The organism is Tessaracoccus sp. OH4464_COT-324, from assembly GCF_003932855.1.
GTDB lineage: Bacteria > Actinomycetota > Actinomycetes > Propionibacteriales > Propionibacteriaceae > Arachnia.
Map to the genome: position 1 here is coordinate 282,768 of NZ_RQYZ01000001.1, position 26,729 is coordinate 309,496.

Consider the following 26,729-nt stretch of genomic DNA (forward strand, 5'->3'; position numbering starts at 1 on the left):
TTCCGGGTTGTGCTTCGAATAGAGAATCTCCGATCGGTGTCGGGCGAATATCGCCTGCCCCGAGCCCAGGTTGATGTGGACAGCGCACTGGGCGTGGTGCGCCCCATCATTGAAGACGTCATGGCGCGAGGCGCGGAAGCGCTGATTGACCTGGCTGAAAGGTTCGACGGGGTGCGCCCCGAACACCTGCGCGTTCCAGCGCCGACGCTCGCCGAATCATTGGTGAGGCTCGAACCACAGCTGAGGCGCAGTTTCGAGGTGGCGATCGCGCGGCGCAGGCAGGTGGCCCAAGCTCTTGAACTGGACACAGCCACGACCGCGACAGAATTGGCGCCCGGCGCCCGCGTGGGTTTGCGCACTGTCCCGGTGAACCGTGTCGGGCTGTACGTTCCGGGTGGGCTCGCGCCGCTGGCGTCTTCTGTGATCATGAACGTGGTTCCGGCTCAGGTGGCGGGGGTGCGCTCGATCGCGCTCGCCTCGCCGCCGCAGAAAGAGTTCGGCGGGTTGCCGCATCCGAATGTTCTGGCGCTCGCGCGCCTGCTGGGGGTCTCGGAGGTTTACGCGGTCGGCGGAGCCCAGGCGATCGGTATGTTCGCCCACGGCGTCCCCGGGCTTTGCCGGAAGGTGGATCTGGTTACCGGGCCGGGCAACATCTACGTCGTGGCGGCCAAGCGTCTGGTGCGCGGACTCGTCGGGATCGATTCGGAGGCCGGACCGACTGAAATCGCAATCATCGCCGACGAAACCGCCAACCCGGCCTATGTGGCTGCAGATCTGATCTCACAGGCGGAGCACGACCCGCTGGCGGCGTCGGTGCTCATCACGGACTCGGAGCCCCTAGCCGCGGCCGTGCAGGCGGAACTGTCCCGTCAGGTGCCCGGCCAGCAGCACGCCGAGCGGATCACCACGGCGCTCTCCGGAGTGCAGTCTGCGATTGTGCTCGTGCGCGACCTCGACCAGGCTGTGGAGGTGGCGGATGCTTATGCGGCCGAGCACCTGGAGATCCAGACCGCCGATGCCGCCCAAGTGGCGCAACGCATCACCAACGCGGGAGCGATCTTCGTCGGCAATTATGCTCCGGTTTCGTTGGGGGACTACTCGGCCGGTTCCACGCACGTCCTGCCCACGGCCGGGTGCAGCTGTCATTCCTCCGGGCTGACGGTGCGCAGCTTCATGCGCAGCATCCATGTGATCGACTACACCCGGGAAGCGCTGGCGGAGATCGCCGACGACGTGGAGCGTTTTGCCCTGGCCGAGCACCTGCCCGGCCACGCCGCAGCGATCACCGTGCGGAGGCGAGCATGATTGGCCTGCGCGCCGATCTAGTTGGGCAGCGGCCCTACGGGGCGCCGCAGCTGGATGTGCCGGTTGTGCTTAACGTGAACGAGAATCCGTACCCGCCCAGCGCGACGGTTGCGCGGGAGATGGGTGCGGCGATCGAGCAGCTCGCGAGCAGGCTGAACCGCTACCCCGACCGCGAGGCGCTGGAATTGCGGGCCGCGCTCGCCGAGTATCTGGGTTGCGGACTGTCTGCGGAGCAGGTGTGGGCGGCCAACGGATCGAACGAGATCATGCAGCAACTCTGCCAGGCCTTCGGCGGCCCGGGCCGACGGCTGCTCACCTTCCAGCCCACCTACTCCATGTATCCCGAGTATGCGCGAAACACGTTGACGGAGTACGTGAGCGTGCCGCGCCGGGGGGACCACACCGTCGATGCCGAGTTGGTGTTGGCGGGGATTGCCGAGCACGAGCCGACGCTGACCATCCTCGCCAGACCGAACAACCCGACCGGCACCGGTATCGAGCTTGACGTGCTCGAGGAGATCCTCGCAGGCACCGATTCCCTGATCGTGGTGGACGAGGCCTATCAAGAGTTCTCATCGAAACCAAGCGCGGTGCAACTGCTGAGCAAGCATCCGAACCTTGTCGTGAGCCGCACACTGAGCAAGGCATTCGCGTTGGCCGGTGGACGGGTCGGCTACTTGGCGGCCAGCCGGGAGATAGTGGACGCCTGCCGCATCATCCGCCTGCCATATCACCTCAGCGCCCAGACGCAGACCATAGCCCTTGTCGCGCTCAAGCATGCCGACGAGATGCTCGCCCGGGTGGCGCAGCTCGCGGCCGAGGCGCGCGCTTTCGAGGGGTGGCTCCTGGAACGCGGATACCGGGTACTTCCATCCGAAGCCAACTTCACGCTGTTCGGCAGATTCCCGGATCGGCATCGGGTCTGGCAGGGCCTGCTGGACCGGGGGGTGCTCATCCGGGAGACCGGACCCGACGGCTTTCTGCGCGCCTCGGCAGGAACACCCGATGAGATGGCTGCCCTGCGCGGCGCACTCGACGACATCGACCCAGTAAAGGAATGAGCATGGCGCGTATCGCTACGAAGTCCCGCAGTACCGGCGAGTCAACTATCAAAGTGAAGGTGAACCTCGACGGCACCGGTGAAGCGAACGTCTTCACCGGAGTCGGGTTCTACGACCACATGCTGGTCGCTCTGGCCAAGCACTCCGCGATCGACATCACGGTCGCCGCAGAAGGCGACCTGCACGTCGACGGGCATCACACCATAGAGGACACCGCGATCGTTTTGGGCCAGGCGATTGCTGAGGCTTTGGGCGACAAATCGGGCATTCGACGCTACGGACACGCCGTGGTGCCCCTTGATGAGGCCGTCGCCGAGGTCGTGGTCGATGTCGCTGGCCGGCCCTACGTGCGCTGTTCGGGGGAGCCTGAAGGCCAGGCCTACGCGCTGATCGGCGGCTCTGGCGTCGCGTATGCCGGGTCGATGACGCAGCACGTCTTCGAATCGCTGGCCCTGAACGCGGGCCTGTGCCTACATGTGACGCTTCGTTCCGGCCGGGATCCGCACCACATCGTTGAGGCCCAGTTCAAGGCCTTGGCGCGTGCGCTGCGCGCGGCCGTAGAGCTCGATGACAGAGCGGCGGGCGTCCCCAGCACGAAGGGCTCGCTGTGAAGAGGATCGGCATTCTCGACTACGGCTCCGGAAACTTGCACTCCGCCGCCAAGGCATTCGAGCACGTTGGTGCGCAGGTTTTGGTTTCGAGCCGGCTGGAGGAACTGGGCACCTGCGAGGCGCTGGTGGTGCCCGGGGTGGGCGCCTTTTCCGAGTGCATGCGCAACCTGAATCAGGTCGGAGGTGTCGACTACATCCGCGGGTGGGTCGCCAAGCAGCGGCCTCTGTTCGGTATCTGTGTCGGGCATCAGGTCCTGTTCACGAGCGGCCTGGAAAACGGCACCCCGACGCCGGGAGTCGGCCTGTTCGACGGCGTCGTCAGTAAGCTGGTCGCCCGCCGGGTCCCCCACATGGGTTGGAATATTGTGGACGCCAACCAATCTTCCCAGCTGTTCGATGGGTTGGGCGGGGAGCGTTTCTACTTCGTGCACTCATATGCCGTGCAGCAAGGGGTGATGGGAGCCGCGTATGCAACCCACGATGGAGTGCGCTTCGTTGCGGCCGTTGAACACGCTGGGGTGGCTTCAACCCAGTTCCACCCGGAGAAGAGTGGCCAGGCGGGGCTCCAACTGCTGGAGAACTGGTTGCGGCTGATCTGATGCTGTCCTTGTTTGGGGCTTTCTATTGGCGACGACTCGGATAGGCTTTGCGTTTGTGAAAACTCTTGAGTTGCTGCCAGCCGTCGATGTGGTCGACGGCCGGGCGGTTCAATTGGTCCAGGGGATTGCTGGATCCGAAAAGACATTCGGCGATCCGCTCGCCGCAGCTCTCAGATGGGCCGAGGCAGGCGCGCGCTGGCTGCATCTGGTGGACCTCGATGCTGCCTTCGGGAGGGGAAACAATGCGGAGACGATTGCGCGCATCGTGCAGGAGTGTGGCCTGCGCGTGGAGTTGACGGGCGGTATCCGCGACGACACCAGTCTGGATCGCGCTCTGGCCACGGGGTGTGACCGGGTCAACATCGGCACGGCGGCGCTGGAACGCCCGGAGTGGTGTGCCGAGGTGCTGGCGAAGCACGGCGAGCGGATCGCGATTGCCCTGGACGTGCGGGGCGACCGGTTGGCCACCCGAGGTTGGACCGCTGAGGCAGGAAGCTGGGAGCCTGTGGTGGAGCGACTGGTATCCGAGGGTTGCGAGCGCTTCGTCGTCACCGACGTAACCCAGGACGGCACCCTGTCCGGACCCAATTACGAGTTGTTGGCCGAGGTAGCGAGGCTGAGCGGTAAGAAGGTTGTGGCGTCCGGCGGGATCGCTTCCCTGGATCACCTGCGGGCGCTGCGCGATCGGGTCGATTCGGGGATCGAGGGGGCCATCGTCGGGACTGCGCTGTACGTGGGGGAGATTGATATTCGCGAAGCCTTGGAGATTTGTGGGGTGACTGATGGCTAGACCAGCCGACGCGTTCGGTGTTGCGCAGGTGCACGCGCCGCAGCTGCTTGACGGCAAGTTGCGCGACCTTCTGGCGGGCAAGAAAATCGCCATGACCGGCGTCACCGGTTTCATCGGCGAGCAGATGCTGTGGGCATTCCTCAACGACTGCCCCGAGACGAAGACGGCCGTGCTGGTGCGTCCCAAGGGGTCGCTGACCGCGGAGGATCGGGTGGCCCAGCTGCTGAAGAAGCCCATCTTCCGTAGCATCGTGACTGGTGCCGGTTCGGTGGCCGATCTGATGGCGGAGCGCGTCGAGGTCATCGCGGGGGATCTGCCCAACGTGCCCGAGCTGCCGCGGGACATTGACGTGCTGGTTCATTGCGCCGGTGACGTCTCCTTCGATCCCCCGATCGACCAAGCCTTCAAGACCAACGTGATCGGCACCACGGCGCTGATCGAGCGGTATCTCGAATCGATGCGGGGCCCCGGCGGCGAGCTGGAGCGGATCGGCCACTACGTGCACATCTCGACGGCGTACACGGCCGGGCGCCGACGGGGCGCCATCCCGGAGGCCAGCCACCCGCACGACGTCGACTACCGAGAGGAGACCAGGGCCGCGCTGCAGATGGCCGAGCACGTCGAGGCGCGCTCCCGATCCTCCGAGCAGCTCGCGATCCTGCGCAAGCAGGCCGAGGCGGAGCACCGGCAGGCGGGCTACCTCACAACCTCCCAGGACACGGAACGCCGGCGCCAGGAGTGGGTCAAGGAGGAGCTCATCCAGGCGGGCACCGAGCGGGCCCGTTCTCTGGGGTGGACGGACGTGTACACCTTCGCGAAGGCGATGGGGGAGCGGGTGGTCACTGATTTGTGTCGCGACATCCGCGTCTCGATCGTGCGCCCAGCCATCGTGGAGTCCTCGCTCACCTATCCGCACCCGGGTTGGGTCGAGGGCTTCAAGATGGCCGACCCCATCATCCTGGCCTACGGTCGCGGGCAGCTGCCGGAGTTTCCCGCGTCCCCGGACGCGGTGCTGGACATCATTCCGTGTGACTACGTGGTGAACGCGATCGTGGCCGTGTGCGCCACGCAGCCGGAGGTGGGGCGTGCGGAGTTCTACCACTGCTCGTCGGGGGCGCGCAACCCGCTGACCTTCCGCGACGTCTACCACCACGTGCGAACGTACTTCGCCTCCCACCCCTACAACGAGGGCACCTCGTCCACCCCGCTGGCCACCTGGCGTTTCCCGGGGCTGGAACCGGTGGAGCGGATGCTGTGGGCCGGCAACCTCGCGACGAGGTTGGCCGACCGGGCACTGAGTTTCGCACCACGCAGCAAGCGGGTGCGTCGCTGGGCCAGCGCCATCGACAAGGCCCGTGGTCAGCTCAGCTTCCTGGAGCGTTACCTGCGCATCTACGGGGAGTACCTGCAGTCTGAGGTGCATTTCGTGGACGACCGCACCCTGGCATTGCACAATTCACTGCACCCCGATGACAAGCAGCGCTTCGGATTCGATTCCGCGGGCTACGACTGGACGCACTACCTGCAAGAGGTTCACGTGCCAGCGATCACAGACCCGGTGCGCCGGCTGGAGGCGAGGCGGAAACGCCGCGCCAACCGAGTGACGACATTCCGAGAGCTCAAGCCGACGGCCGAGCCAGTGCTCGCCGCCTTTGATTTGGACGGTACGGTGATGGCGACGAACGTCGTCGAGACCTACCTGTGGGCCAAGATGCCGGAGCTGCACCCGATGGCCCGGGTGGGTGAGTTGGCGAGGATCGTTGCTTCGCTACCTACCTATTTGGGGGCGGAGCGACGAGATCGTGGCGTTTTTCTGCGCTCCATCTACCGCAGGTACGCAGGCGCGGATCTGGCGCGACTCGAACAGTACGTCGACGAGCGTCTGGCGCCCCTGATCCTGGATCGGATGTCGCCGGAGGCCATCCGTCGGGTGCGCGAGCACCGTAGTGCTGGGCACACGACGGTGCTCATCACCGGGGTGATCCGTCCTTTGACGCGGCCGTTCGAGGGCCTATTCGACACCATCATCGCCGCCGACCTCGCGGTTGATGAGCGCGGCCGCTGCACCGGATTCCTGTCAGGGCCGCCGATGGTGGGCGAGTCGAGGTCTGCGTGGCTCAGACATTTCGCTTCGCTGCACGGCATAGATCTCAGCCAGTCCTACGCCTACGCGGACTCGCATGTTGATCTGCCGATGCTGCTCACGGTGGGCTACCCGGTCGCGGTCAGCCCCGACATCGGTCTCATGCGTGCTGCCAAGCAGCGTGGCTGGTCAATCGTCGACTGGCCAGCGATGAGCCCAATTCCCCGCTGGAAGAAGCCAAAGGCCTAGAAAGGATCCTGATGACCAGGCCCGGTTTTGTGATAGACGTTGACACCCGCACCCCGGCGCTGCTGGGAGCATCCGGCCAGCGGTTCTGGCTCCAGAGGATGCCGGAGGGCACTCAAGTGGTCTACCCGGCGGAGGCGACAGCGTCGAGTGATCCCTCGCGCCTGATCGAGTCCGCGATCAGCGCACCGATCTCCGGCGAGGCCCTCGTCGAACGGCTGCGGCCGGAGACCAAGCTCACCATCGCGGTCCTCGACGATGGCCGTCCCTATCCGCGTGCGCGGTTCGACGTTCGTCGCGCGATCGTCGAGCGGCTGCTGGAGCTGGCCGCTAGGCGCTGTGTCGATGACGTCATGATTGTGGTCGGCTCCGGGCTGAAGAAGAGATGGAGCGCTTACGACGTGACCCGCACCTTGGGCGATCGGGTTGCCAGCAGCTTCCAACCGGACGGGATGATCATCTCCCACGACATCACGAGCGCTCTGCTCGTCCCGGTGGGCACAGTGCAGGGCCACGAGGTGCAGCTGAATGCGCGGGTCGCGGAGAGCGACCTGGTGATCGTGGTTGGCGTGCAGAGCGACAACTCTAACGGTTCCCCGATCGTGCGCAGCCTCGTTGATGTCGAGACTCTCCGGCGCATCGGCCCGGGCTCTTCGGACGATTTCAGGGCGGGGGTTGCGGCCACTGTGCACGGCGCGACGGATTTCTTTGCGATTCAGGCGGTGCTGGGTCAGCCGAGCCTGCTTCACGGACTCGAATTCGCGGCCAAGCGCGAGTGGGAGTGGAATCTCGCAGACAAGCTGCGCTACGTCGGGCTCAGGCAGATTGAGGCGTTGGCACCCAAACTGGTGCGCCGACGGCTGGCGGCGCCGTTGGCGGACTACGCCGTGTTGGATGTGCTGGGCGGAACCCCGGACGCTGTGTTCGCTGAGGCACGCCAAGTCTGGGCAGCCGCCAACTCGGTGCCGGTGGCCAGGCAGGCGGATGTCGCGCTGATCACGGTATGGGGAGGCAGCTTCGACGAGGACCTGTCCGGTTCACCCATCAACGCCGCCGAGCACGCGTTGGTGGACCGGCTGGGCCATTGCTCCGGACGCCCCTACGTTCGTGACGGTGGAGTCGTCGTCGCATTCCACCCGCTGAGGCCGGTTTTCTCCAACCGAAGGCAGGCCGCCGCCGGTGATTTCTTCGCGCGGGTCTTGCCGCGCTCCATCGACCCGGCCGAGATGCTGGAGGCGGAGCAGGCGGCATCGGTGGATCCCTGGTATCTGGATCTTTACCGCAGGCAGTTCGCGGACCATCCGCTCGCCACCTTCCAGTCCTGGTACAAGGTGGCCCGGGCCGCCGGCCGGTTGGGCGACGTGATCTGGGTGGGAGCCGATCGACGGACTGCGGATCTGTTCGGGCACCGCGCTGCGACGGCGCTGCCCGACGCACTCGAAATCGCGTCCGACAAGGTGGGCCGCGATCCGCAGCTGACCTTCCTGCACGGCATTGGTCTGGCGCTGGGGCAGCTGTCGTGACCCGCGAGCTCAAGAAATGGTCGTGTGGTGGGGGCCGGCGTCGCAAACGCTTCACCCTGGCCGCCGACGTGGCGCAGGTGTTCCTTCCGAGCGCGGTTCCGGCGGGTGCCGGGGAGCGGCGCAAGTCCCGCAGGGGCACCAGGCTGAGCGACGTGCGCACCTCCTTCCTGTCCGCGCTGTTTTGGCCTCGGGTGGAGGTTGAGGTGGTGGGGGCAGAGTCGCTGCTCGGATTGGAAACCCCCATGGTGTTCGCCGTAAACGAGATCGGCGCTTACGACATGCAGATTCTACGCATGGCGTTGCCGCGCAGCCTTCGCCCCCGAGAGCACCAGCTGACTCGGGCGTTGGCGAAGCGCCGCAACGTGGCAGTGACCTCGAATGAGCCGAAGGACGGTCGGCTCGTGGGCGAGTTCTCCACCGTTGCGGCCGAGCTGGCGAAACAGCATTCGGTGTCGATCGTCCCGGTGGGCATCGTCGGATCATATGGGTTGGCCGACAAGCTTCAGCTGCCGCTGAAGCGTCGCCCGAAGGTCTCGGTGCGGTTCGGCGCGCCGGTCAGCGTGCTGGGCAAGAGCATCGAAGAAGCAACCGACCAGGTGCAGGCTCGGGTCGAAGCGCTAGTGGGCGAGGGCGAGCTGTCCTGGTGGGAGGTCGAGCAGCGCCGCGTCCGCACAGGTGTTCAGCCGATGGCCGAGGTGCCCAGGTGGCGGCGATTGTGGGAGCAGGGCCAGCGCAGGGACGGCGACGGGCAGAACAGGATCTGGGGCTGAGCTAGGGGCGGGGTGCCCGTTTCCGGTAGGCTTGGGTCGTTTCTTTGCCATCTAGCTGAAAAGGATGACTATGGCGGGTCACTCCAAATGGGCAACCACCAAGCACAAGAAGGCTGTCATCGATGCCAAGCGCGGCAAACTGTTCGCGAAGCTGATCAAGAACATCGAGGTGGCGGCTCGCTCGGGCGGCGGCGATCCAGCCGGCAACCCGACGCTGTACGACGCCATTCAGAAGGCCAAGAAGTCGTCTGTACCCAATGACAACATCGACCGTGCGGTGAAGCGCGGTTCCGGCGCCGAATCCGGTGGGGCCGACTACGAGACCATCATGTACGAGGCCTACGGGCCGGGCGGGGTCGCCGTGCTCATCGAGTGCCTGACCGACAATCGCAATCGTTCGGCGTCCGAGGTGCGGGTCGCCGTTACCCGCAACGGGGGCACGATGGCGGATGTCGGGTCGGTGGCCCGCCTGTTCTCCCGCAAGGGCGTCGTCACGCTGCCGAAGATGCACAACGGCACAGAGCTGACTGAGGACGACGTGATGGAGGCGGTGCTCGAAGCCGGGGTCGAGGAGGTGGAGGATTCCTTCGACAAGTGGGAGGTGTTGAGCGATCCCAACGACGTCGTTGAGGTGCGCAAGGCCGTCCAGGCCGCCGGTTACGAGTACGACTCGGCCGAGGTGCAGTTCGTCGCTTCCTTCAACTCGTTGATCGACGACGCAGAGGTTGCGCGCAAGGTGTTCAACCTGATCGATGCGCTTGAGGATTCGGACGAGGTGCAAAACGTCTACACGAACTCGGAGCTGAGCGCCGAGGTCGAGGCGCAGTTCGCGGAAGAAGACTGATCCGGTTGGTTCGAGTCATCGGCATCGACCCCGGTCTCACTCGTTGTGGGATCGGGGTCGTCGACGCTTCCGTGGGCCGGGCCGAGCTGGTCGCCGTCGGCGTGCTGCGCACGTCGTCGGATCTGGGCACGCCTGAGCGGCTGGTGCAGATCGAGGTCGGGCTGATGGAGTGGCTGGCCGAGTACCGCCCGGAGGCCATGGCGATTGAGCGGGTCTTTGCCCAGCAAAACCTGCTGTCCGTCATGGACACAATGCAGGCGGCCGGCGTCGCTTCTTTAGTTGGTGCACGATCCGGCCTGGACGTGGTGTATCACACCCCGAGCGAGGTGAAGGCTGCGGTCACGGGCTCGGGCAGCGCGGACAAGGCCCAGGTGGCGGCGATGGTGCAGCGTATCTTGAGGTTGGTGGAGCCCCCGAAGCCGGCGGACGCGGCGGACGCGTTGGCGGTTGCCGTGACCCACGCGTGGCGGGGCACTCGAACGAATCGGTATGCGGCCGCGATAGCGAAAGCGAAAGGAAGCAGATGATCGCCCAACTCACTGGCACCGTGCTTTCTGCAGAGGCCACCTCGCTGCTCGTCGACGTTCAGGGTGTCGGCTACCACGTCAGGACCACGGCGCCTACGGCTTCCGGGGTGCGGGTAGGCGAGCGGCAGACCATTTTCACGACGCTGATCGTGCGCGAGGACTCGCTGTCCCTGTGGGGTTTCAGCACGGCGGGGGAGCGCGACGCGTTCGAGCTGGTGCAGTCCGCGTCCGGCGTCGGTCCCAAGGTTGCGGCGGCGATGCTCAGTGTATTTTCTCCAGGGGAGTTGCGCGACGTGATTCTGCGTGAGGATGCGCGTAGGCTGACTTCGGTGCCGGGGATCGGCCCGAAGGGCGCGCAGCGGATCATCATCGAGCTCAAGGACCGGGTGCTGACGTTGAGCGACGGCGGGCCCGGGCTGCCCGTAGTAGCGGCCGACGACGCGTGGCGCGCCCAGGTTGCCGACGGGCTGCAGGGGCTCGGCTGGAGCATGAAGGAAGCAGATCGTGCGTGTGACGCTGTGTCGCCGCTGGTGGCGGACGACCCGAGCATGTCGATTGCTGCGTTGATGCGTGCGGCTCTCAGCGTATTGGCGAAGAAATGAGAGCGGATTCTCCGGTGGATCCGGATGCCAAGAACGAGGAACGGGCGTTCGAGGCCGCACTCCGTCCGAAGCTGCTGGGCGAGTTCGAGGGGCAGCCCCGGGTGCGGGACCAGCTGGCGTTGGTGTTGGATGCCGCGCGGCACCGCGGGTCGGCCCCCGACCACGTGCTGCTGTCGGGCCCTCCGGGCCTGGGTAAGACCACGTTGGCGATGATCATCGCCAACGAGCTCGGCGTGAGCCTCAGAATCACTTCCGGCCCGGCTATTCAGCACGCAGGGGATCTGGCAGCCATCCTGTCCGGGCTGGAGGAGCACGAGGTGCTGTTCATCGATGAGATCCATCGGCTGTCGAAGCCTGCGGAGGAGATGCTCTACCTGGCGATGGAAGACTTCCGCGTTGACGTGATCGTCGGCAAGGGACCGGGGGCGACAGCCATCCCGATTGAGCTTCCCCCGTTCACCCTGGTGGGCGCCACGACGCGCGCGGGGTTGCTGCCTGGGCCGTTGCGCGACCGTTTTGGGTTCACTGCGCAGCTGGATTTCTACCCGGACGAGGCTTTGGCCGGCATCGTCGGTGTTTCGGCGGCGAAGCTGGGCGTGCGACTGCCTGGGGACGCGGCGATGGAAATTGCGTCGCGCAGTCGAGGCACACCCCGGATTGCGAACCGGTTGTTGCGCAGGGTCCGCGACTACGGGCAGGTGAAGGGGCACGACGTGTTGGCGCGTCCCGTCGCACGGGCAGCACTTGAACTGTACGAGGTGGATGAGCGGGGCCTGGACCGGCTGGATCGAGGGGTGCTGGAAGCGCTGGTGAATAAGTTCGGCGGCGGGCCCGTCGGGCTTTCGACGCTGGCCCTCGCGGTCGGTGAGGAGGTGGACACCGTCGCTGAGGTTGCGGAGCCCTTCCTGATCCGCGAGGGATTCATGATGCGCACCCCGCGTGGGCGCGTGGCGTTGCCGGCCGGATACCAGCACCTTGGGCTGAAAGTTCCGCAAGGATTGAGCGAAACCCTGTTCGAGCGCTGACGGCTGGGGGATTCCAGTCAGCTTGGGCTATCCTGAGCGGTGGCCTGTGCTTCAGGCCTCCGCACACGTCAGAAAGTACCGCGAATGCCGCCTATCGACTTGCTGGTCCTCATGGGTCTGTTCCTTGCCCTTTTGCTGTTCTTCGGAATGCGCGCTCAGAAGAAGCAGGCCAAGGCCGCTGCGGAGCTGCATTCGCAGCTTGAGCCCGGGGTGCGCGTCATGCTGCACAGCGGTCTGTTTGCCACCGTCTCGCACGTCGGAGAGAAGCAGCTGATCGTCGAGCTGGCCCCTGGCTGCGAGGTGACCCTGGTTAAGGGCGCGATCGCGCGCGTGATCGCGCCGGATGAGGAAGAGTTCGAGTTCGCTGACGAGGCCGAGGCCGTGGAGGAAGCTGATTCCGATCAGGCTGCCAGCACGGCGCAGGAATCCGAAGAGCGCTGAGACCACGTCAATATAAGAGTTAAGTATGGCTACGAGATCTGCTAACCACGGGAGGCCGGGCGCTGTCCTGATCAGCCTCTGCGTATTCATCGCCCTGTTGTTCGCCATCATGGCTGGAACGAGAACGTGGGCACCCAAGCTGGGCCTGGATCTTCAGGGCGGCATGACCATCACTTTGACCGCAACGAACGCCACTGTCACCCCGGAGTCAATGGAATTGGCGGTGGCGATCATCCAGCAACGTGTCGACGGCATGGGTGTGGGTGAGGCTTCCGTCACCACGATGGGTGACCGCAACATCGTCGTGTCTGCGCCCAACGTGACCCGCGATGATCTGGTCGAGTTGGTTGGTGCCACCGCTCAGCTTGAGTTCAGGCCCGTCCTCAGCGTCGCTCCGGCGGTGCCGAGCGATGAGAAGAAGGAAGAGCTGGACCCGCTGCCCCGGCCTGAGGGCGGGCAAGGGACTCTGCTGGCGGTCTCCGACGTGTTGGCCTACCAGCCCACGGCTGACGCGCAGCAGAAGTTCAACGACTTCGTCTGCGGCGATCCCTACGAGCGTGCGCTTGATCAGGCCCAGATCGTCTGCGACGTTTCGGGCACCCAGAAGCTGTTGCTCGGCCCAGTCGCTGTCCAGGGCAAGTCGGTGACAAATGCCCGCGCGGACATTCCCAGCGGCACGCTCAGCTGGGCGGTGGATCTCACCTTCAACTCGGAGGGCGCGAGCCGGTTCGCTGAAACCACCACCCGCTTGGTGAGCAACCCGGAGCCCACCAACATGTTTGCGATCGTGCTCGATGGCAAGGTTCGTTCTTTCCCTCGGGTGCAGAGCGCCATCACCAATGGCACCGCGCAGATCACCGGCTCGTTTACCCCGGAGGAAGCGAACCAGCTGGCCAACGTGCTGCGCTTCGGTTCGTTGCCGCTCGACTTTGAGCCCTCTCAGGTGGAGAGCGTCTCGCCGACTCTTGGTGGCGAGCAGTTGCGGGTTGGCTTGATTGCGGGTCTGCTGGGTCTGCTCGTGGTCGCCATCTACGCCCTGGCCTACTACCGCGGACTGGGCCTTGTCGTGATCGGGTCGCTGCTCGTCGCGGCCGGAACCACCTACGCATCCATGGTGCTGTTGGGATCCGCGGTGGGCTTCACGCTGAGCCTAGCCGCGATCGCGGGCGCCATCGTCGGTATCGCAGTCACCGCAGACTCCTTCATCATCTACTTTGAGCGAATCCGCGACGAGGTGCGCGAGGGCAGTAGCCTTCGTCGGGCGATGGAGACCGGGTGGAAGAAGGCCCGGGGCACCATCCTCATCGCGGACTGTGTCTCGTTGTTGTCCGCCGCGGTGCTTTACATTCTCGCGGTCGGTGGTGTTCAGGGCTTCGCTTTCGCGCTGGGCCTGACGACCTTGATCGACCTCGCGGTCGTTTTCTTCTTCACCAAGCCGTTGGTCAGCGTGCTTGGCCGTACCAAGTTCTTCGGTGAAGGGCACCCGTTGTCTGGCTTGAGCGCCGATCACATGGGTGTCAGCCGCCAGCGGCTGCTCGGCCGCCGTGTCCAGCAGAAGGAGGCCTGAAATGGCGGAAGCCAAAGGCAGCATCGCCCACCGGCTTTACACCGGACAGCTCAGCTATGACTTCATGGGCAACCGCAAGAAGTGGTTCCTCATCACCGGCGCTGTCATGGTCCTGGCGGCGTTGGTCCTGGCCTTTAAGCAACTCACGCTGGGCATCGAGTTCCGGGGAGGTACTGATTTCCAGGTGCCGACTGCGGTTCAGGCGAGCACCGTCGAGCAGGTGCGTAGGGCGGCAGAGCAGAGCTTCGAGGTGAAAGAACTCGACGCCCAGGTCTTTTCGATCGGCGACAACGCGATTCGGGTGCAAACCCGCTCCCTGAATTCCGCCGAGGTTGCGCAGACCCGTGCCGACATCGCTGAGGCGGTGGGCGCGAAGCCAGACGATGTCACTTACAACACTATCGGTGGATCCTGGGGACAGAAGATCTCCCGGGACGCGGCGCTGGCCGTTGGTGTCTTCCTGGTGCTGGTGATGGCCATGATCGCCCTCTACTTCCGCGACTGGCGCATGGCCGTGGCGGCCATCGTCGCGCTGGGTCATGACATGCTGATCACCCTCGGCGTTTATGCGCTAGTCGGTTTCACCGTGACGCCATCAACGCTCATCGGTTTGCTCACCATCCTCGCATACTCTCTCTACGACACCGTGGTGGTCTTCGACAAAACCAAGGAGAACACGCGCGGGCTGACCGACACGAAGAAGACCTATTCCCAGCAGGCGAACCTGGCGATCAACCAGGTGCTCGTGCGTTCGATCAACACGACCGTGATCGGCGTGCTGCCGGTATTGGCCATGTTCCTCGCCGGAGTCATCGGTCAGTCCAACCCGCTGAAGGACCTCGGCCTGGCGCTGCTGGTCGGAATGGTCGCGGGCGCATTCTCGTCGATCTTCATCGCGACGCCGCTGCTGGCCTGGCTCAAGGAGCGGACATCGGCCATGGTAGAGCATCGCAAGCACATCGAGCGTCGGATGAAGCGTGCGACGGCGGACAGTGCCCGTGGTTCTTCTGAACCGGTCACTGTGGCCGCGTCCACCGCGGCGGAGGAACCGGTTCGTTTCGAACGGCAGCAGCGTCGCACGCACACCACCAGGGCACAGCGCAAGGGCAAGAAGTGAACGAGGACCTTGGTGGGCTGATCCGCGACGTCGTCGACTTCCCCAAGCCGGGCGTTGTCTTCAAGGATATTACGCCTCTGCTTGGGTCGCCGAAGCACTTCCAGCTTGCAGTGGATCAGCTGACTGCGGCGGCCCCGGAAGGTGTGGACGCGGTCGTCGGGATGGAGGCACGAGGCTTCATCTTGGCGGCCCCTGTTGCCCTTCAATTGGGGGCAGCGTTCGTCCCGGTTCGCAAACCCGGCAAGCTGCCGGGGGATGTTTACTCGCAGTCCTTCGACTTGGAATACGGCTCTGAGACGCTGACCGTGCACCGTAACGCGATTCGGGCCGGAGCCCGAGTCCTGGTGATTGATGATGTCCTCGCCACGGGTGGCACAGTCGTGGCCACTGCAGGCCTGTTGAAGCAACTGGGGGCCGAACTGGTGCATGTGGGGGTCCTTCTCGAACTCGGCTTCCTGGGCGGAAGGAAGAATCTCGCGGCGAATGGCATTACCCGGCTGACTTCCTTGGTTTACTGCTGATATGGCGTATCGACTGAGAAGTGGCCCTCTCGCGCTGGTCAACCTACCGCGGGTGGCCACTTCTCCGTTCAAGGAGCTGACCCGCAGGGCCGTCGTCGCTGTCGTGTTATTGATGGTCAGCACACTGGTGGTCTGGCTGGACTCGTCGGCATACATCGACAACGTGGCTGGTGACGGTGTCGATTTCATCGATGCGCTCTACTACTCGACCGTCACTCTCACCACCACAGGCTACGGCGACATCACCCCGGTGGCTCCACATGCACGACTTCTGAACGCAACGCTGATCACACCGCTGAGGGTCGCCTTCCTGATCCTGCTGGTTGGGACAACGATTGAGGTGCTGGCCAACGAAGGAAGCCGGGCAATCCGCGACTCCCATTGGAGGAAGAAAATGCGAAACCACATCGTAGTCATCGGCTACGGGACGAAGGGCCGCTCGGCGGTGAACACGCTGCGCAGGCAGGGGGAGTCCGCGGACAAGATCGTGGTGATTGACGGGAAGGAGCCCGCCATCGCTGATGCCAACTTTGATGGCCTGGCCGCGTTCCTGGGCGACGCCACCCGGAGGGATCTACTCCGGCGCGCGGAAGTGCCAAAGGCACGCGAGGTGGTCATCTGCCTGGACCGTGACGACGCAGCGATCCTGGCCACGCTGACCGTGCGTCAGCTCAACCCAACCGCCAACGTGGTGGTTGCGGTGCGGGAACACCAGAACGTTCCGTTGGTGAAGCAGTCGGGTGCAACGAGTGTGGTGACCAGTTCTGAAACGGTCGGAAGGTTGCTCGGTCTGTCCGCGATAGGGCCGGACCTGGGGGCCATCATCCAGGACATGCTCACCGGTGGGGAAGGCCTTGAGGTTCATCAGCGCATGGCGCAATCGAATGAGGTTGGGCAGTCACCATCCACGGTTGCGGGTGAGAAGGTGATCGGGATCGTGCGCAACGGGACGCTGCGCAGATTCTACGATTCCACGGTGGCTAGGCTCGAGACCGGGGACCAACTGATCGTGATTCGTCGTGCCGCGCCCGCTGACCCGAACGTGATCCAGCCGCTCGACGATTAGGCGTAAAATCTCCAATCACCTGGGTGATAGGAGAGACGATGGAGAGTCGCGAAAACGCTGATTCGCAATTGCCGTGGCAGAGGGTTCGGCACCGGCTGGCCCGCATTGGTGCGCCGCGTCCGCGGTCTGCGGTTTTGGACCCGCTTTTCTCCATAGTTCGCGCCAATCACCCCAAGGCAGACTTGGAAGTGATTTCCCGGGCCTATCGGACTGCGGAGCAGCATCACGCTGGGCAGTTTAGGCAACGGGGCGAACCCTACATCACGCATCCGCTCGCGGTGGCTACCATCCTCGCGGAACTGGGCATGACGGAGCCGGTTATCGTTGCCGCCCTGCTGCACGACACGGTCGAGGACACCGACTACACCCTCGAACAATGCCAGGCCGACTTCTCGGAGGAAGTGGCCAAGATGGTTGACGGCGTCACGAAACTCGACAAACTCACCTACGGGGATACGGCGAAGGCCGAGACAATTCGCAAGATGATCGTAGCGACCTCGGAGGAAGTGCGCGTACTGGTCATCAAACTCGCCGACCGGTTGCACAACATGCGCACCCTCGGCACCTTGCGTCCCGACAAACGAATCAGGATTGCGACGGAGACGCTCAATATCTTCGCGCCTTTGGCCCACCGACTCGGGATGAACACCATCAAGTGGGAGTTGGAGGATCTCAGCTTTCAGGTAATCGAGCCCCAGTTCTACAACGAGATCGTTGACATGGTGCAGCAGGCCGCCCCGGAGCGGGAGGCCACTCTTCGCGCCCTGATCTCACAATTCCAGAAGATGCTGAGCGAAGCCAAGATTACCGCCACAGTATACGGCCGGCCGAAACACTACTACTCCATCTACCAGAAGATGATGGTGCGAGGCCGGGACTTCCGCGACATTTACGACCTGATCGGGCTCAGGGTGCTCGTGGACGAGCCGAAGGACTGCTACACAGTGCTCGGGGTGGCGCACGCGGCATGGAAGCCTATCCCGGGACGGTTCAAGGACTACATCGCCAATCCGAAGTTTAACCTGTACCAGTCTTTGCACACGACGGTGTTGGGCGCGAACCAGGAGCCGGTGGAGTTGCAGATCCGTACCCACGAGATGCATCGTCGGGCCGAGTACGGTGTTGCGGCCCACTGGAAGTACAAACAGAATCTGCGTAACGGCATCACACCCGAGGAAGCCGGGCTGCGCGCAATGCATCAGCTCGCTGTGATGAGTAAGGAAACCGAGGATCCTTCCGAGTTCTTGGACTCGGTGCTTTTCGAGATCAACTCGGATGAGATCTTCGTGTTCACCCCCAAGGGAGAGGTCACTGCGCTGCCGGCGGGAGCCACTCCCGTCGACTTTGCGTTCTCGGTGCACACAGAGGTGGGCTACCGGTGTATCGGCGCCCGAGTTAACGGTCGGCTGGTGTCACTCAGCACACCGCTGCAGCAGGGCGACAAGGTCGAGATCTTGACCGCCAAGACTGAGGATGCCGGGCCCAGCCGCGACTGGCTCAGCTTCGTAGTCAGTTCCCGGGCTAAGCAGAAGATTCGGCAGCACTTTTCGCGCGAACGTCGTGACGAGGCCATCGAGCAAGGCAAGGAACTACTGGCCAAGGAACTGCGCCGGGCGGGGGTACCACTGCAGCGGCTGCTGAACCTGGAAAACCTGACTGCAGTCGCCAACGAGTTGGGGCAGAAGAATGTCTCCTGCCTGTACAGCGCGGTTGGTGAAGGTCATCTCGGCCCACAGCATGTCATCGGCAAGCTGATCGCACTGCATGGGGGAGAGGACGAAGCCCTCGATACGGTGAGCGAGGACCAACCCAGCGTCGAGGGGCGAAAGAAGACGCGGCAGGCTGCCACGGCCGTCGTGCTGGTTGACGGCGACGACGCGGTCGTGGCCAAGTTCGCGAAGTGCTGCTCGCCGCTGCCCGGCGACGAGATCATCGGTTTCGTCACCAAGGGCGACGGCGTCAGCGTGCACCTGCGATCCTGCAGCAACGTGCCCGCGCTCCTGGAGCAGCCCGAGCGGATCGTCGACGTGCGGTGGAATGCGAACACCGGGGAGGCCTTCCTCGTCACCCTGGAGTTGCTCGGTATGGACCGTTCCGGCCTGCTCTCCGACGTCACAGCGGTGTTGGCGCAGCAGCACGTGGACATCGTGAGCGTGAACATCAACTCCAACAAGCAGCGTCAGTTCACCGGCAGGGTCACCTTCGAGGCGGCGGATCCGACGCACCTGCAGCACATCATCAACCAGGTGCGCCGAGTGCCCGGGGTCTTCGACGTGTACCGGGTGCAGGGGTGAAGATCGGGCACCAGCCTTGAGCCGGTGCCCGATCTTCACGCTCCTCGTGCGACTAGTCGGTGTGGAACTCCGCGAGGGTGTCGCGCGCCGCCGCCAGCCAGGACTCGTAGGTCTCCAGCGACTTGGTGTGATCCTTCACCTTGCGAGCGTCGCCCTTGGCCTCGGCGTCGGCGAGCTGCGCGCGCAGCTTCGTGACCTGCGCCTCGAACAGCGCGACGGTGTCCTCAGCCCGCTTGCGGGCCTCGGGATCCGTGCGACGCCACTCCTCGGCCTCCAGCTCCGCGACCTTGTCTCCGATTCGCCGCAGCCGGTTGTCCAGGTCGCGCATCGCGCCGCGGGGAACGTGGCCGATCTCGTTGTACTTGGTGAGAAACTCGCGGTGAATCTGCTTTGCGGTTTCCACCTCGGTCACCTCGGCCAGATCGGACTCGACCTGGGTCAGCAGCGCGATCTTCTGTTCGAGATTGGCGCCCTGCTCACCCTCGACGGCGTTCTGGGCCGCGGTGCGGGCGTCGAAGAACTGATCCTGGATGGCCCGGAATCGTTGCCACAGCGCCTCGTCCTCGGAGCGGCGGGCGGTGCCGGCGGCTTTCCAGCGCTGCATCAGGTCGCGGAAGAGGCCGGCCGTTGCTCCCCAGTCGGTGGAGGTGGCGAGTGGCTCTGCTTCGGCGATGATGGCTTCCTTCGCCGCCTTGGCAGCCTCCCGGGACGCATTCAGCTCGGAGAAGTGCGCCTTGCGCCGCCGGGTGTAGTGCGTGCGGGCGGAGCTGAAGCGATGCCACAGCTCGTTGTCCGTCGCCTTATCCACCCGGGGGAGCGCCTTCCACTGTTCGAGCAGCGTGCGGAAACGGTCAACGCCACCGCGCCAGTCGTTGCTCCGCGACAGATGTTCAGCCTCGGCAACCATCTCCTGCTTCGCGGCGATGGTCTGCGCGTTTGCCTCGGCACGTGCAGCCTTGCGGGCTTCGATCTGACCAGGAAGCAGCTCCTCAAGGGCCTCCAACCGCTTGGTGAGCCCGGCCAAGTCGCCGACGGCGTTGGCGTCAGCGACATGAGTCTTGGCGGATTTGATGGCGTTCTTGGCTTCCTCGGGGCTCATCGCCTGCGCCTCAACGCGGCTGACAAGGAGTTGAACCTCGGCAGCCAGGTTTTCGTAGCGCCGCACATAGAACGCGAGTGCTTCTTCGGGGGTGGAGTCGGGAATCTGCCCGACGCTTCGTTCGGTGTCACCTACGCGGACGTAAACCGTGCCGTCCTCATCGACTCGGCCGAAGTTCGCGGGCGCTTGCTGTTCGCTCATGGTCTTAATCTATCCCGATAAGGTGATGTTGTGCTCATTCATCGACTCACAGTTTCTCCGTGGCAGGCCAACTGCTACTTGGTACAGCCAGACCGGGCTCGCCCCGACGTCGTGATCGTCGACCCCGGTATTCTAGGGGCTCGCGACATCAGCGACCAGATCAGGTCCCTTGAGCTCGCGCCGGTGGCGCTGATCGGCAGCCACGGGCACATCGATCATGTTGGTGATGCCCACCTGCTGGCCGAAGAATTCGAGGTTCCGCTCTACCTCACCCGCGAGGACCAGCCGCTGCTGACTCGGCCGGGGCTCGCGCTCAGCCCGGAATCCGCGCAGTTCCTGCCGCAGTTGCTCGGGGGCACGGACAGGTTGCCGGCCGTTCGGGAGGTGGTGGACCTGCGTGCGGTACAGGACATCGGCGGGCTGACCGTGGAGTGTATGCCGGCGCCCGGTCACACGAAGGGCTCCGCGATCTTGAGCGTATCGTCGGGCGACGAGCGGGTGCTGTTCACGGGCGACGTGCTTTTCGCGGGCAGCATCGGGCGAACCGACTTCCCGGGCGGTAGCATTGCCGAGATGCGCGATAGCCTTCGCCGCATCCGCGCCGGATTCGACGACGCGCTGCTCTGCCTGCCGGGCCACGGCCCGGAGACGTCGCTCGGCGTCGAGAAGGAAACGAATCCGTACCTGCAAGACGACTTCCTGAAGGTGATTTGATGGCCCGTCCCAAACCGATCTCCGGTTTTCCCGAGTTTCTGCCCGCCGGGCGGATCGTAGAACTCAAGGTTCTCGACATCATCCGAAGGACTTTCGAATTGCACGGCTTCGCGCCGGTGGAAACCCGCTCCGTCGAGCCGCTGGATCAGCTGGCGCGCAAGGGCGAGATCGACAAGGAAGTGTACGTCGTGAAGCGGCTGCACGCGGCGGAAGATGACGCCGCGGAACTCGGCCTGCACTTCGACCTGACCGTTCCTTTTGCGCGCTACGTGCTGGAGAACGCGGGCCACCTCAGTTTCCCGTTCCGGCGCTACCAGATGCAGAAGGTTTGGCGCGGTGAGCGCCCTCAGGAGGGCCGCTATCGGGAGTTCCTTCAGGCGGACATTGACATCGTCGGGCAGTCGACGTTGGCTGCGCACCACGAGGTGGAGATTCCGCTCGTGGCCCTCGACGTGTTTCGCCAGTTGCACGCAGAACTCGGGCTGCCAACCGCGACGATCCACGTCAACAACCGCAAACTTTCCGAAGGATTCTACCGGGGCCTTGGCATCGAGGACACCGGGGCGGTCCTGCAGTGCGTGGACAAGTACGACAAGATCGGGCGTGCTGCCGTCGCAGAGCTTCTCGTCGCGGACCTTGGCCTATCGAGCGGGCAGGCGGAGGCCTGCGTCGCGCTGGCGGGGATCGCGTCGTCGGACGAATCCTTCGTTGACGACGTGCAGGCGCTGGGCGTCAGCCACGAACTGCTGGATGAAGGGCTGGCCGAACTCGCGCAGCTGGTGCGAGTGGCCGCGTCACCACAGCTCGTGGCTGACCTGAAGATCGCCCGCGGCCTGGACTACTACACGGGCACGGTCTACGAGACTTTCCTCGACGGGGCGGAGAAACTGGGCTCGGTCGCCTCGGGGGGACGCTACGATTCGCTCGCCTCGGATGGCAAGACGAGTTTCCCCGGCGTCGGATATAGCTTCGGCGTCACACGCATCCTGGCCCCCCTGGTCACCAAGGGCAAACTGCGGGCCACCCGCGACGTTCCTTCGGCGGTGCTGGTTGCTGTGGACAGCGAGGTCACGCGGGCCGAATCGATCCGTGTGGCCAGCCGGTTGCGCGCCCGGGGCATTGCCTGCGAGGTGGCACCCAGGGCGGACAAATTCGGCAAACAGATCAAATTCGCGCAGCGCCGGGGCATCCCATACGTGTGGTTCGGGGCGGATTCCGTGAAAGACATCCGCTCGGGTGAGCAGATCGTCGCCGATGCAGATAGCTGGCAGCCTGCGGAGGAGGATCTCACGCCTGGGGTGATCGTCGACTAGGGCGTGTCTCGCGATCGTATGGTTTAACCGGTGACGGGTTAGGGGCCGCCACGCGGCAGGGCGGTTTGCAGGCTAGGCCAGGAGGATTCGTTCGTTGTCGCCGAACAGAAGGGATTGTGCCAGGTCGGCAGCTCTGTGCCCCTGGAAAGCGATGGGGGGCGGGTAGTGAGCCGCTACACAGAGCGAGGATCTCGGAGGTTGGGGCTTCCTGGCCTAGAGCCACGAGGGCAGTAACTAACTTGAGGAGTATCGCGCAACACAAGAACGACTGAGGTCAGCACTCTCTGCGCCGATTCCACGTCGCTCAGGACCGACCGATCCTCGTGAGGCAGCTCGACGCTGACTCGGGTCAGGGGCGCGGCCCGCGTCAGGGTGGCCGACGCCTCGAGGTGACCATCGCGCGGCAGCGCCAGCAAAGCAGCCATCCTGGGGCTGTTTCTATCAGGCTACAACGAACGTGTCCTTCCAGACATCCCGGACATCACCAAGCGTCACGCCATTCTCAGCGAGGCTGAGATCCTCCACATCACAGTCGATGGATTGCCGGAACGCCATCGCCGCAGCTTGGAGGCTTGCTCCGCAAAGGGCTCGCACGCTGGGGAGCGTCGCAAAACAAGCTGCGCGTCCTCGTGCCGGGTGCCCGCCGAAGATAGCAAAGATGCTCTGAACGGTACGACAGGCCTTAATCAGACGGGGAAGCAGATCGGCACTCCAGCCGGGGTGGCGCGCGGCGATATGAATGAACGCTCCCCAAGCCGTGTCGCCGTTGAGGACCTTGTGATGAACCTCGTGCAGGTGACGTCAGGGGGTGCTCAGCGAGGTCGTCACCTTACAGCTTGAGGCGATAAGCGTTGAGTTGAGAGGACACCGCCCCGACGACGCTATTCCTTTGTCCGCAGGAACAAACAACACCCGAGAGCCGGAATCTCAGTCACGGTCCTCCTCTTGACTCCACTCTCCGTCACCCCACATCAACGGCATGTCGAAGGCCTCGTCCCGGTGCTTGAGGAGAGCGCGGAGCATGTCGAAGGCCAGGCCGGGCTCGGCCCCGGTCAGGCGGATCGTAAGCCCGGACTCCCGGTCGACAATGTCAACCACCTCAGGGGGCTTCCCTCTAAACGACCCGGAAACAGGGTGACTCCCGGCTCGATCCCTCATCCACCGCCGCACCGCCCCGACGATAGCGATCACGCGATCGGCCGCCATCTCCCCGAAGCGTTGGAAGAACCCGGTGCCAACCAACGTCAAGCAGGCAAGGATGATGACAGCGGTTCCTGAGCGGGACTGCTCTGCGAACCCCCGCCTCAACGACCAGTCCCAGCCGCTCAGGCTGGCCTCAAGGGCCTTGCGCTCGTGCTCAGCGACATCGGCCCCGTAGGACAGGATGATCAAGTCATTCGGCTGTGTTGGCACGTAGCAAGTCTGCCAGAGCATCATGGTGGTGTGGAAGTGCTACGCAACCTTCTGGGCTGGTCTCAGCACCCACGTGCTGTCCTTACCGACCAGCGCACGGGGGAGGTTCCTGCCTGGCTCGAGGACCTCGTCGCCTCCCCGCCCGCCCCTGGGACGCTGCCCACCCTATACCGCCGGGCGGAGGGCCGCTGCCGGCAACGTGAGGCGACGCTGCTGCGCATGCGGGCCCTGCTGGCGGAGGCGGCGCAGGAGTTCGACGTCACGGGCCGCACGCCAGCCGAACAACTGTTCCACCTCGGCATGCAACTACGACTGTCCGGGAACTTCGATGCGGCACGCTCCTGGGTGACTGCTCTGTTGAGTCGATGGGACATCGAGCCGCTGTTCAGAGCCCGGCTGTGGCGCGAGTTGGCGGCCTTGCACGAAGTGGCCGGCGCTTACGACGACGGGCTCGCCTGCATCGCATCGTCCCTGTCGATCACCGATGCAGCCGCAGACGATCCGGCGATGCGAACGGCCGCCTGCCAGACCCACCTTCAGCGATCGACCCTCTTGCGGCTCAGCGGGCGATACGAGGAGGCGCGCACGGCTATCTCGGACGCCCGTGCCGCCGCAGGCTCTGTGCCGTCTCCGCACATCGCAGGTCTCATTGCCCTCCGAACCGCGGGACTCGATCTCGTCATCGGTCATCTAGAGCAAGCCGCCCGGGCATATGCTGAAGCTGCACAGCTGTTCGAGGCAACCAGCCCCAGCAACCGCCGCTACGCCCTTGTCCGACAGGTGACTTGCTTGCGTGAGGCGGGCGATCTCGACGAGGCTACCGCGCTGGGCACCAGATTGCTGGCTGAGGTGCATGATGACCCCTACCGGACAGCCCAGGTGCTCCTCGAACTGGCGGAGGTCGAGATCGAACGCGCCAATCCCGTCCGGCTAGAGGATATTCTGCGCCAAGCTGATCCGCTGCTGACCGACGGCAACAGCCTGGAAGCTCTCCGCTGGCGGATGCTCGTGGCGCGCTCGGTGGTCCTGTTTCGGCGTGACGATACCCACGCCGAAGGTATTGCACGTGCGAATCTTGCGCAGGTCATCAATATCGCGGCCAGCTCCGGACGCAGGGACATCACCCGTGCCCTTGGAGCTTGCCACACCTTGGCACTGCTATGCACCGACGCTGACGTTCCCTTAGCGATCGAGGCGACGCGTGCCGCCGTCGTCGCCGCCGAACTCCAGCGAAGCTCCTTGACCGCTTCCGAGGATCGCTGGCGCTTGAGAAAGGCGAGGGAAGCTGTCTACGCTGTAGCCGCCCGACTGTTGGACGGTCACGGGCGCCATGCGGACGCCGCCACCGTGCTTGAACTGGGGCGAGCCGACTTGATTGAGGAAGCTGTGGGAGGTCGTCGACTCCCCCGAACCATCACCTCGCCGACATCTTTCCGGCCGGAGGAGCTGTCTGCGAGGCTTGTGGAACTAAGTAGCCACATGCTCGACGATGCGCCACTGGAAGACCGACCCTTCCTGACCAAGCTGCCAACCCCGCGACCAGGTGAGCGATTCCTCTCGGTCAAGCTCATCGGCCATGGCGACTCCTGGACAGTGATCCGCGCCGTCGCCTCTACCGAGCACGGGTGGTCAACCGATTCCGTTGAGGCCCCATCGCGAGTATGCGCGCTGCTGAACCGCACTCGTCCTCTGACCCGAGGGGTGAGCCGCCGTACCTGGCGTGAACTGGCCCACACTCTTCTCCCGAAGAATCTGGGCGCTGGCCCGCTCGTCATCTCGCCCGACCCGCGACTGTGGTGCATCCCTTGGCCCGCTCTGCCCATTGAAGGTCACCACCTCGTGGATCTTGGCCCGCTCGCCCTGACCCCGAGCCTTCGGACTCACCAGATCCTTCGGCTCCGCTTCCCAAAATCATGCACCGTGATGGTGGACATCGACGACAACCTGCGCGGATCTAACCTCGAGCGCGACGCCTTGGAGCATTGGGCACGCCGAACGGGCGGCCAATCAGGTTTGCTGTACGTGGCTGGGCACGCTACGTCGCCCGAGACCAAGGTAGGCATTACGGGCCTCGACTTCGATGCCCTCGCAGCATCTGATCTACCCGAGCTCGTGGTGCTCAACGGTTGCTGGACGGGGGTAGCGCGTCCTGAGGACGCCCGCGATCCCTTCAGCTTGGCCGTCGGAGCCCTTATCGGGGGAGCCAAGTGCGTCATCGCAGGTACGGGCCCCATCGGAAGCGAGGCCTCCGCGAGTGTCGGCGCGTTGCTGCTGACGCACCTCGCCAACGGTCACGACCCTGTGTCGGCGCTGAGGTTCGCGCAGATCGCCGTGCGCAACCAGCATCCCGAAGCGGGCCCCATGGACTGGGGCGGGCTCGTCGCCGTGAACTGACGCTGTCGGATCGCATCGGAATCGCTATGCCTCTACAGTCCTTCACCTTCCGCGACGGAAGCGAACAAGCGGTATCTGCTTCGCGCCTTGCTGCGAGTGCGGCTCGTACCATTGAAGGATGAGTCGTTTCGAATTAAGAGTCCTGCCGCAAGAGGAGGACTACCGGACACCATATGAGCTCGTGGAAGGGTTCGACGACCGTTGGTGGCACGATCGAGCTGGACGAGTCGGAGACGATGACCTCGGAGGCAAAGAATACCTGCAGTTCCTCGCAGACGGGAACGAGATCGGACGCGCTGAAATCACTGATTGTTCGCTCTCTGACAGCTATGACGGGATCGACACGCCAGTTGCAACTAAGGAGATCTGGCTCTTCGAGATTCGCCAAGACGCTCGGCGTCACGGGTGCGGAGCGGCATTTGCGCAACACCTGCTTGAGCACTACCAAGGGACCCCGCTAATCGCGTTTTCGGAAGACGCTGACGAATTCTGGTCAGGTATCGGATGGCGCTACTATCCACACAAAAGCGGAGAAGGTTGGCCCCACTACAGAAGCCTTTTCATCTCGGAGCAGGTCGGCCAGTAGCGATCTCTCCTGAACTG

The 26,729-nt window shown here is 64.4% G+C and carries 24 protein-coding genes; 22 read left to right on the forward strand and 2 right to left on the reverse strand.

Annotated features, from left to right (window positions below; all coding sequences use genetic code 11):
* Positions 1-9: 9 nt before the first annotated feature.
* The 18 genes from hisD (at position 10) to EII42_RS01460 (ending at position 18,992) form a co-directional block, all read left to right on the forward strand.
* Positions 10-1,305 (forward strand): histidinol dehydrogenase, encoded by a 1,296-nt coding sequence (gene hisD, locus EII42_RS01375; RefSeq protein WP_125170305.1) that lies wholly within the window; start codon positions 10-12, stop codon positions 1,303-1,305.
* Complete coding sequence (locus EII42_RS01380) at positions 1,302-2,366, forward strand: histidinol-phosphate transaminase (protein WP_125170306.1); 1,065 nt, start codon at positions 1,302-1,304, stop codon at positions 2,364-2,366. The genes hisD and EII42_RS01380 overlap by 4 nt, the downstream gene beginning before the upstream one ends.
* Positions 2,367-2,368: 2 nt before the next feature.
* Positions 2,369-2,977 carry an imidazoleglycerol-phosphate dehydratase HisB gene (gene hisB, locus EII42_RS01385; RefSeq protein ID WP_125170307.1) on the forward strand — a complete coding sequence of 203 codons (609 nt, stop codon included), beginning with the start codon at positions 2,369-2,371 and terminating at the stop codon, positions 2,975-2,977.
* Positions 2,974-3,576 carry an imidazole glycerol phosphate synthase subunit HisH gene (gene hisH / locus EII42_RS01390; protein WP_233558218.1) on the forward strand — a complete coding sequence of 201 codons (603 nt, stop codon included), beginning with the start codon at positions 2,974-2,976 and terminating at the stop codon, positions 3,574-3,576. The genes hisB and hisH overlap by 4 nt, the downstream gene beginning before the upstream one ends.
* A gap of 55 nt (positions 3,577-3,631) precedes the next feature.
* Positions 3,632-4,366, forward strand: coding sequence for a bifunctional 1-(5-phosphoribosyl)-5-((5-phosphoribosylamino)methylideneamino)imidazole-4-carboxamide isomerase/phosphoribosylanthranilate isomerase PriA (gene priA / locus EII42_RS01395; protein ID WP_125170308.1), 735 nt, complete (start codon positions 3,632-3,634; stop codon positions 4,364-4,366).
* Positions 4,359-6,698 carry an HAD-IB family hydrolase gene (locus EII42_RS01400; protein WP_125170309.1) on the forward strand — a complete coding sequence of 780 codons (2,340 nt, stop codon included), beginning with the start codon at positions 4,359-4,361 and terminating at the stop codon, positions 6,696-6,698. The genes priA and EII42_RS01400 overlap by 8 nt, the downstream gene beginning before the upstream one ends.
* Before the next feature lie 11 nt (positions 6,699-6,709).
* Positions 6,710-8,218 carry a lactate racemase domain-containing protein gene (locus tag EII42_RS01405; protein ID WP_125170310.1) on the forward strand — a complete coding sequence of 503 codons (1,509 nt, stop codon included), beginning with the start codon at positions 6,710-6,712 and terminating at the stop codon, positions 8,216-8,218.
* Positions 8,215-8,988 (forward strand): hypothetical protein, encoded by a 774-nt coding sequence (locus EII42_RS01410; protein WP_125170311.1) that lies wholly within the window; start codon positions 8,215-8,217, stop codon positions 8,986-8,988. The genes EII42_RS01405 and EII42_RS01410 overlap by 4 nt, the downstream gene beginning before the upstream one ends.
* A 70-nt stretch (positions 8,989-9,058) precedes the next feature.
* Positions 9,059-9,832, forward strand: a complete 774-nt coding sequence (locus tag EII42_RS01415) for a YebC/PmpR family DNA-binding transcriptional regulator (RefSeq protein WP_125170312.1) — start codon at positions 9,059-9,061, stop codon at positions 9,830-9,832.
* The gene (ruvC, locus tag EII42_RS01420) at positions 9,829-10,359 is read left to right on the forward strand and encodes a crossover junction endodeoxyribonuclease RuvC (RefSeq protein WP_370318081.1); all 531 of its coding nucleotides are present in this window, start codon (positions 9,829-9,831) and stop codon (positions 10,357-10,359) included. Before EII42_RS01415 ends, ruvC begins: the two co-directional genes overlap by 4 nt.
* The gene (gene ruvA / locus EII42_RS01425) at positions 10,356-10,961 is read left to right on the forward strand and encodes a Holliday junction branch migration protein RuvA (protein WP_125170314.1); all 606 of its coding nucleotides are present in this window, start codon (positions 10,356-10,358) and stop codon (positions 10,959-10,961) included. The genes ruvC and ruvA overlap by 4 nt, the downstream gene beginning before the upstream one ends.
* A complete protein-coding gene (ruvB, locus tag EII42_RS01430) occupies positions 10,958-11,986 on the forward strand; it encodes a Holliday junction branch migration DNA helicase RuvB (RefSeq protein ID WP_125170315.1) in 1,029 nt (342 codons plus the stop codon). The genes ruvA and ruvB overlap by 4 nt, the downstream gene beginning before the upstream one ends.
* 84 nt (positions 11,987-12,070) lie before the next feature.
* Positions 12,071-12,427, forward strand: a complete 357-nt coding sequence (yajC, locus tag EII42_RS01435; RefSeq protein ID WP_125170316.1) for a preprotein translocase subunit YajC — start codon at positions 12,071-12,073, stop codon at positions 12,425-12,427.
* Between the two features lie 25 nt (positions 12,428-12,452).
* Positions 12,453-13,994, forward strand: a complete 1,542-nt coding sequence (gene secD, locus EII42_RS01440) for a protein translocase subunit SecD (RefSeq protein ID WP_199729759.1) — start codon at positions 12,453-12,455, stop codon at positions 13,992-13,994.
* A 1-nt stretch (position 13,995) separates the two neighbouring features.
* Entirely contained in the window at positions 13,996-15,111 is a 1,116-nt protein-coding gene (gene secF / locus EII42_RS01445) for a protein translocase subunit SecF (protein ID WP_125170317.1), read from the forward strand.
* On the forward strand, positions 15,108-15,632 hold the full coding sequence (locus EII42_RS01450; RefSeq protein ID WP_125170318.1) for an adenine phosphoribosyltransferase: 525 nt from the start codon (positions 15,108-15,110) through the stop codon (positions 15,630-15,632). The genes secF and EII42_RS01450 overlap by 4 nt, the downstream gene beginning before the upstream one ends.
* Position 15,633: 1 nt before the next feature.
* Positions 15,634-16,698: a TrkA family potassium uptake protein gene (locus tag EII42_RS01455; RefSeq protein WP_125170319.1), complete on the forward strand. Its 1,065-nt coding sequence runs from the start codon at positions 15,634-15,636 to the stop codon at positions 16,696-16,698.
* A 38-nt stretch (positions 16,699-16,736) separates the two neighbouring features.
* Positions 16,737-18,992 (forward strand): bifunctional (p)ppGpp synthetase/guanosine-3',5'-bis(diphosphate) 3'-pyrophosphohydrolase, encoded by a 2,256-nt coding sequence (locus tag EII42_RS01460; RefSeq protein WP_125170320.1) that lies wholly within the window; start codon positions 16,737-16,739, stop codon positions 18,990-18,992.
* A 52-nt stretch (positions 18,993-19,044) separates the two neighbouring features.
* On the opposite strand, the gene EII42_RS01465 is transcribed toward EII42_RS01460, so the two are convergent.
* Complete coding sequence (locus EII42_RS01465; RefSeq protein ID WP_125170321.1) at positions 19,045-20,292, reverse strand: DUF349 domain-containing protein; 1,248 nt, start codon at positions 20,290-20,292, stop codon at positions 19,045-19,047.
* Between the two features lie 30 nt (positions 20,293-20,322).
* Between EII42_RS01465 and EII42_RS01470 the strand changes: the two genes are divergently transcribed.
* Positions 20,323-21,006: an MBL fold metallo-hydrolase gene (locus tag EII42_RS01470; protein ID WP_125170322.1), complete on the forward strand. Its 684-nt coding sequence runs from the start codon at positions 20,323-20,325 to the stop codon at positions 21,004-21,006.
* Complete coding sequence (gene hisS / locus EII42_RS01475) at positions 21,006-22,319, forward strand: histidine--tRNA ligase (RefSeq protein ID WP_125170323.1); 1,314 nt, start codon at positions 21,006-21,008, stop codon at positions 22,317-22,319. Before EII42_RS01470 ends, hisS begins: the two co-directional genes overlap by 1 nt.
* Positions 22,320-23,246: 927 nt before the next feature.
* On the opposite strand, the gene EII42_RS01480 is transcribed toward hisS, so the two are convergent.
* Entirely contained in the window at positions 23,247-23,732 is a 486-nt protein-coding gene (locus EII42_RS01480) for a hypothetical protein (RefSeq protein WP_125170324.1), read from the reverse strand.
* 30 nt (positions 23,733-23,762) lie between these two features.
* Between EII42_RS01480 and EII42_RS01485 the strand changes: the two genes are divergently transcribed.
* Complete coding sequence (locus tag EII42_RS01485; protein ID WP_125170325.1) at positions 23,763-26,126, forward strand: CHAT domain-containing protein; 2,364 nt, start codon at positions 23,763-23,765, stop codon at positions 26,124-26,126.
* A 118-nt stretch (positions 26,127-26,244) separates the two neighbouring features.
* Positions 26,245-26,712 (forward strand): GCN5 family acetyltransferase, encoded by a 468-nt coding sequence (locus EII42_RS01490; RefSeq protein WP_125170326.1) that lies wholly within the window; start codon positions 26,245-26,247, stop codon positions 26,710-26,712.
* The last annotated feature ends 17 nt before the right edge of the window (positions 26,713-26,729 follow it).

Excerpts from the sequence above, each read along its gene's own strand:
- secF (WP_125170317.1), top strand. The coding sequence starts at position 13,996 with ATGGCGGAAGCCAAAGGCAGCATCGCCCACCGGCTTTACACCGGACAG.
- EII42_RS01490 (WP_125170326.1), top strand. The coding sequence starts at position 26,245 with ATGAGTCGTTTCGAATTAAGAGTCCTGCCGCAAGAGGAGGACTACCGG.
- ruvB (WP_125170315.1), top strand. The coding sequence starts at position 10,958 with ATGAGAGCGGATTCTCCGGTGGATCCGGATGCCAAGAACGAGGAACGG.
- hisS (WP_125170323.1), top strand. The coding sequence starts at position 21,006 with ATGGCCCGTCCCAAACCGATCTCCGGTTTTCCCGAGTTTCTGCCCGCC.
- hisB (WP_125170307.1), top strand. The coding sequence starts at position 2,369 with ATGGCGCGTATCGCTACGAAGTCCCGCAGTACCGGCGAGTCAACTATC.
- EII42_RS01465 (WP_125170321.1), bottom strand. The coding sequence starts at position 20,292 with ATGAGCGAACAGCAAGCGCCCGCGAACTTCGGCCGAGTCGATGAGGAC.
- secD (WP_199729759.1), top strand. The coding sequence starts at position 12,453 with ATGGCTACGAGATCTGCTAACCACGGGAGGCCGGGCGCTGTCCTGATC.
- EII42_RS01380 (WP_125170306.1), top strand. The coding sequence starts at position 1,302 with ATGATTGGCCTGCGCGCCGATCTAGTTGGGCAGCGGCCCTACGGGGCG.
- ruvA (WP_125170314.1), top strand. The coding sequence starts at position 10,356 with ATGATCGCCCAACTCACTGGCACCGTGCTTTCTGCAGAGGCCACCTCG.
- yajC (WP_125170316.1), top strand. The coding sequence starts at position 12,071 with ATGCCGCCTATCGACTTGCTGGTCCTCATGGGTCTGTTCCTTGCCCTT.
- EII42_RS01400 (WP_125170309.1), top strand. The coding sequence starts at position 4,359 with ATGGCTAGACCAGCCGACGCGTTCGGTGTTGCGCAGGTGCACGCGCCG.
- EII42_RS01460 (WP_125170320.1), top strand. The coding sequence starts at position 16,737 with ATGGAGAGTCGCGAAAACGCTGATTCGCAATTGCCGTGGCAGAGGGTT.
- EII42_RS01415 (WP_125170312.1), top strand. The coding sequence starts at position 9,059 with ATGGCGGGTCACTCCAAATGGGCAACCACCAAGCACAAGAAGGCTGTC.
- EII42_RS01455 (WP_125170319.1), top strand. The coding sequence starts at position 15,634 with ATGGCGTATCGACTGAGAAGTGGCCCTCTCGCGCTGGTCAACCTACCG.
- EII42_RS01405 (WP_125170310.1), top strand. The coding sequence starts at position 6,710 with ATGACCAGGCCCGGTTTTGTGATAGACGTTGACACCCGCACCCCGGCG.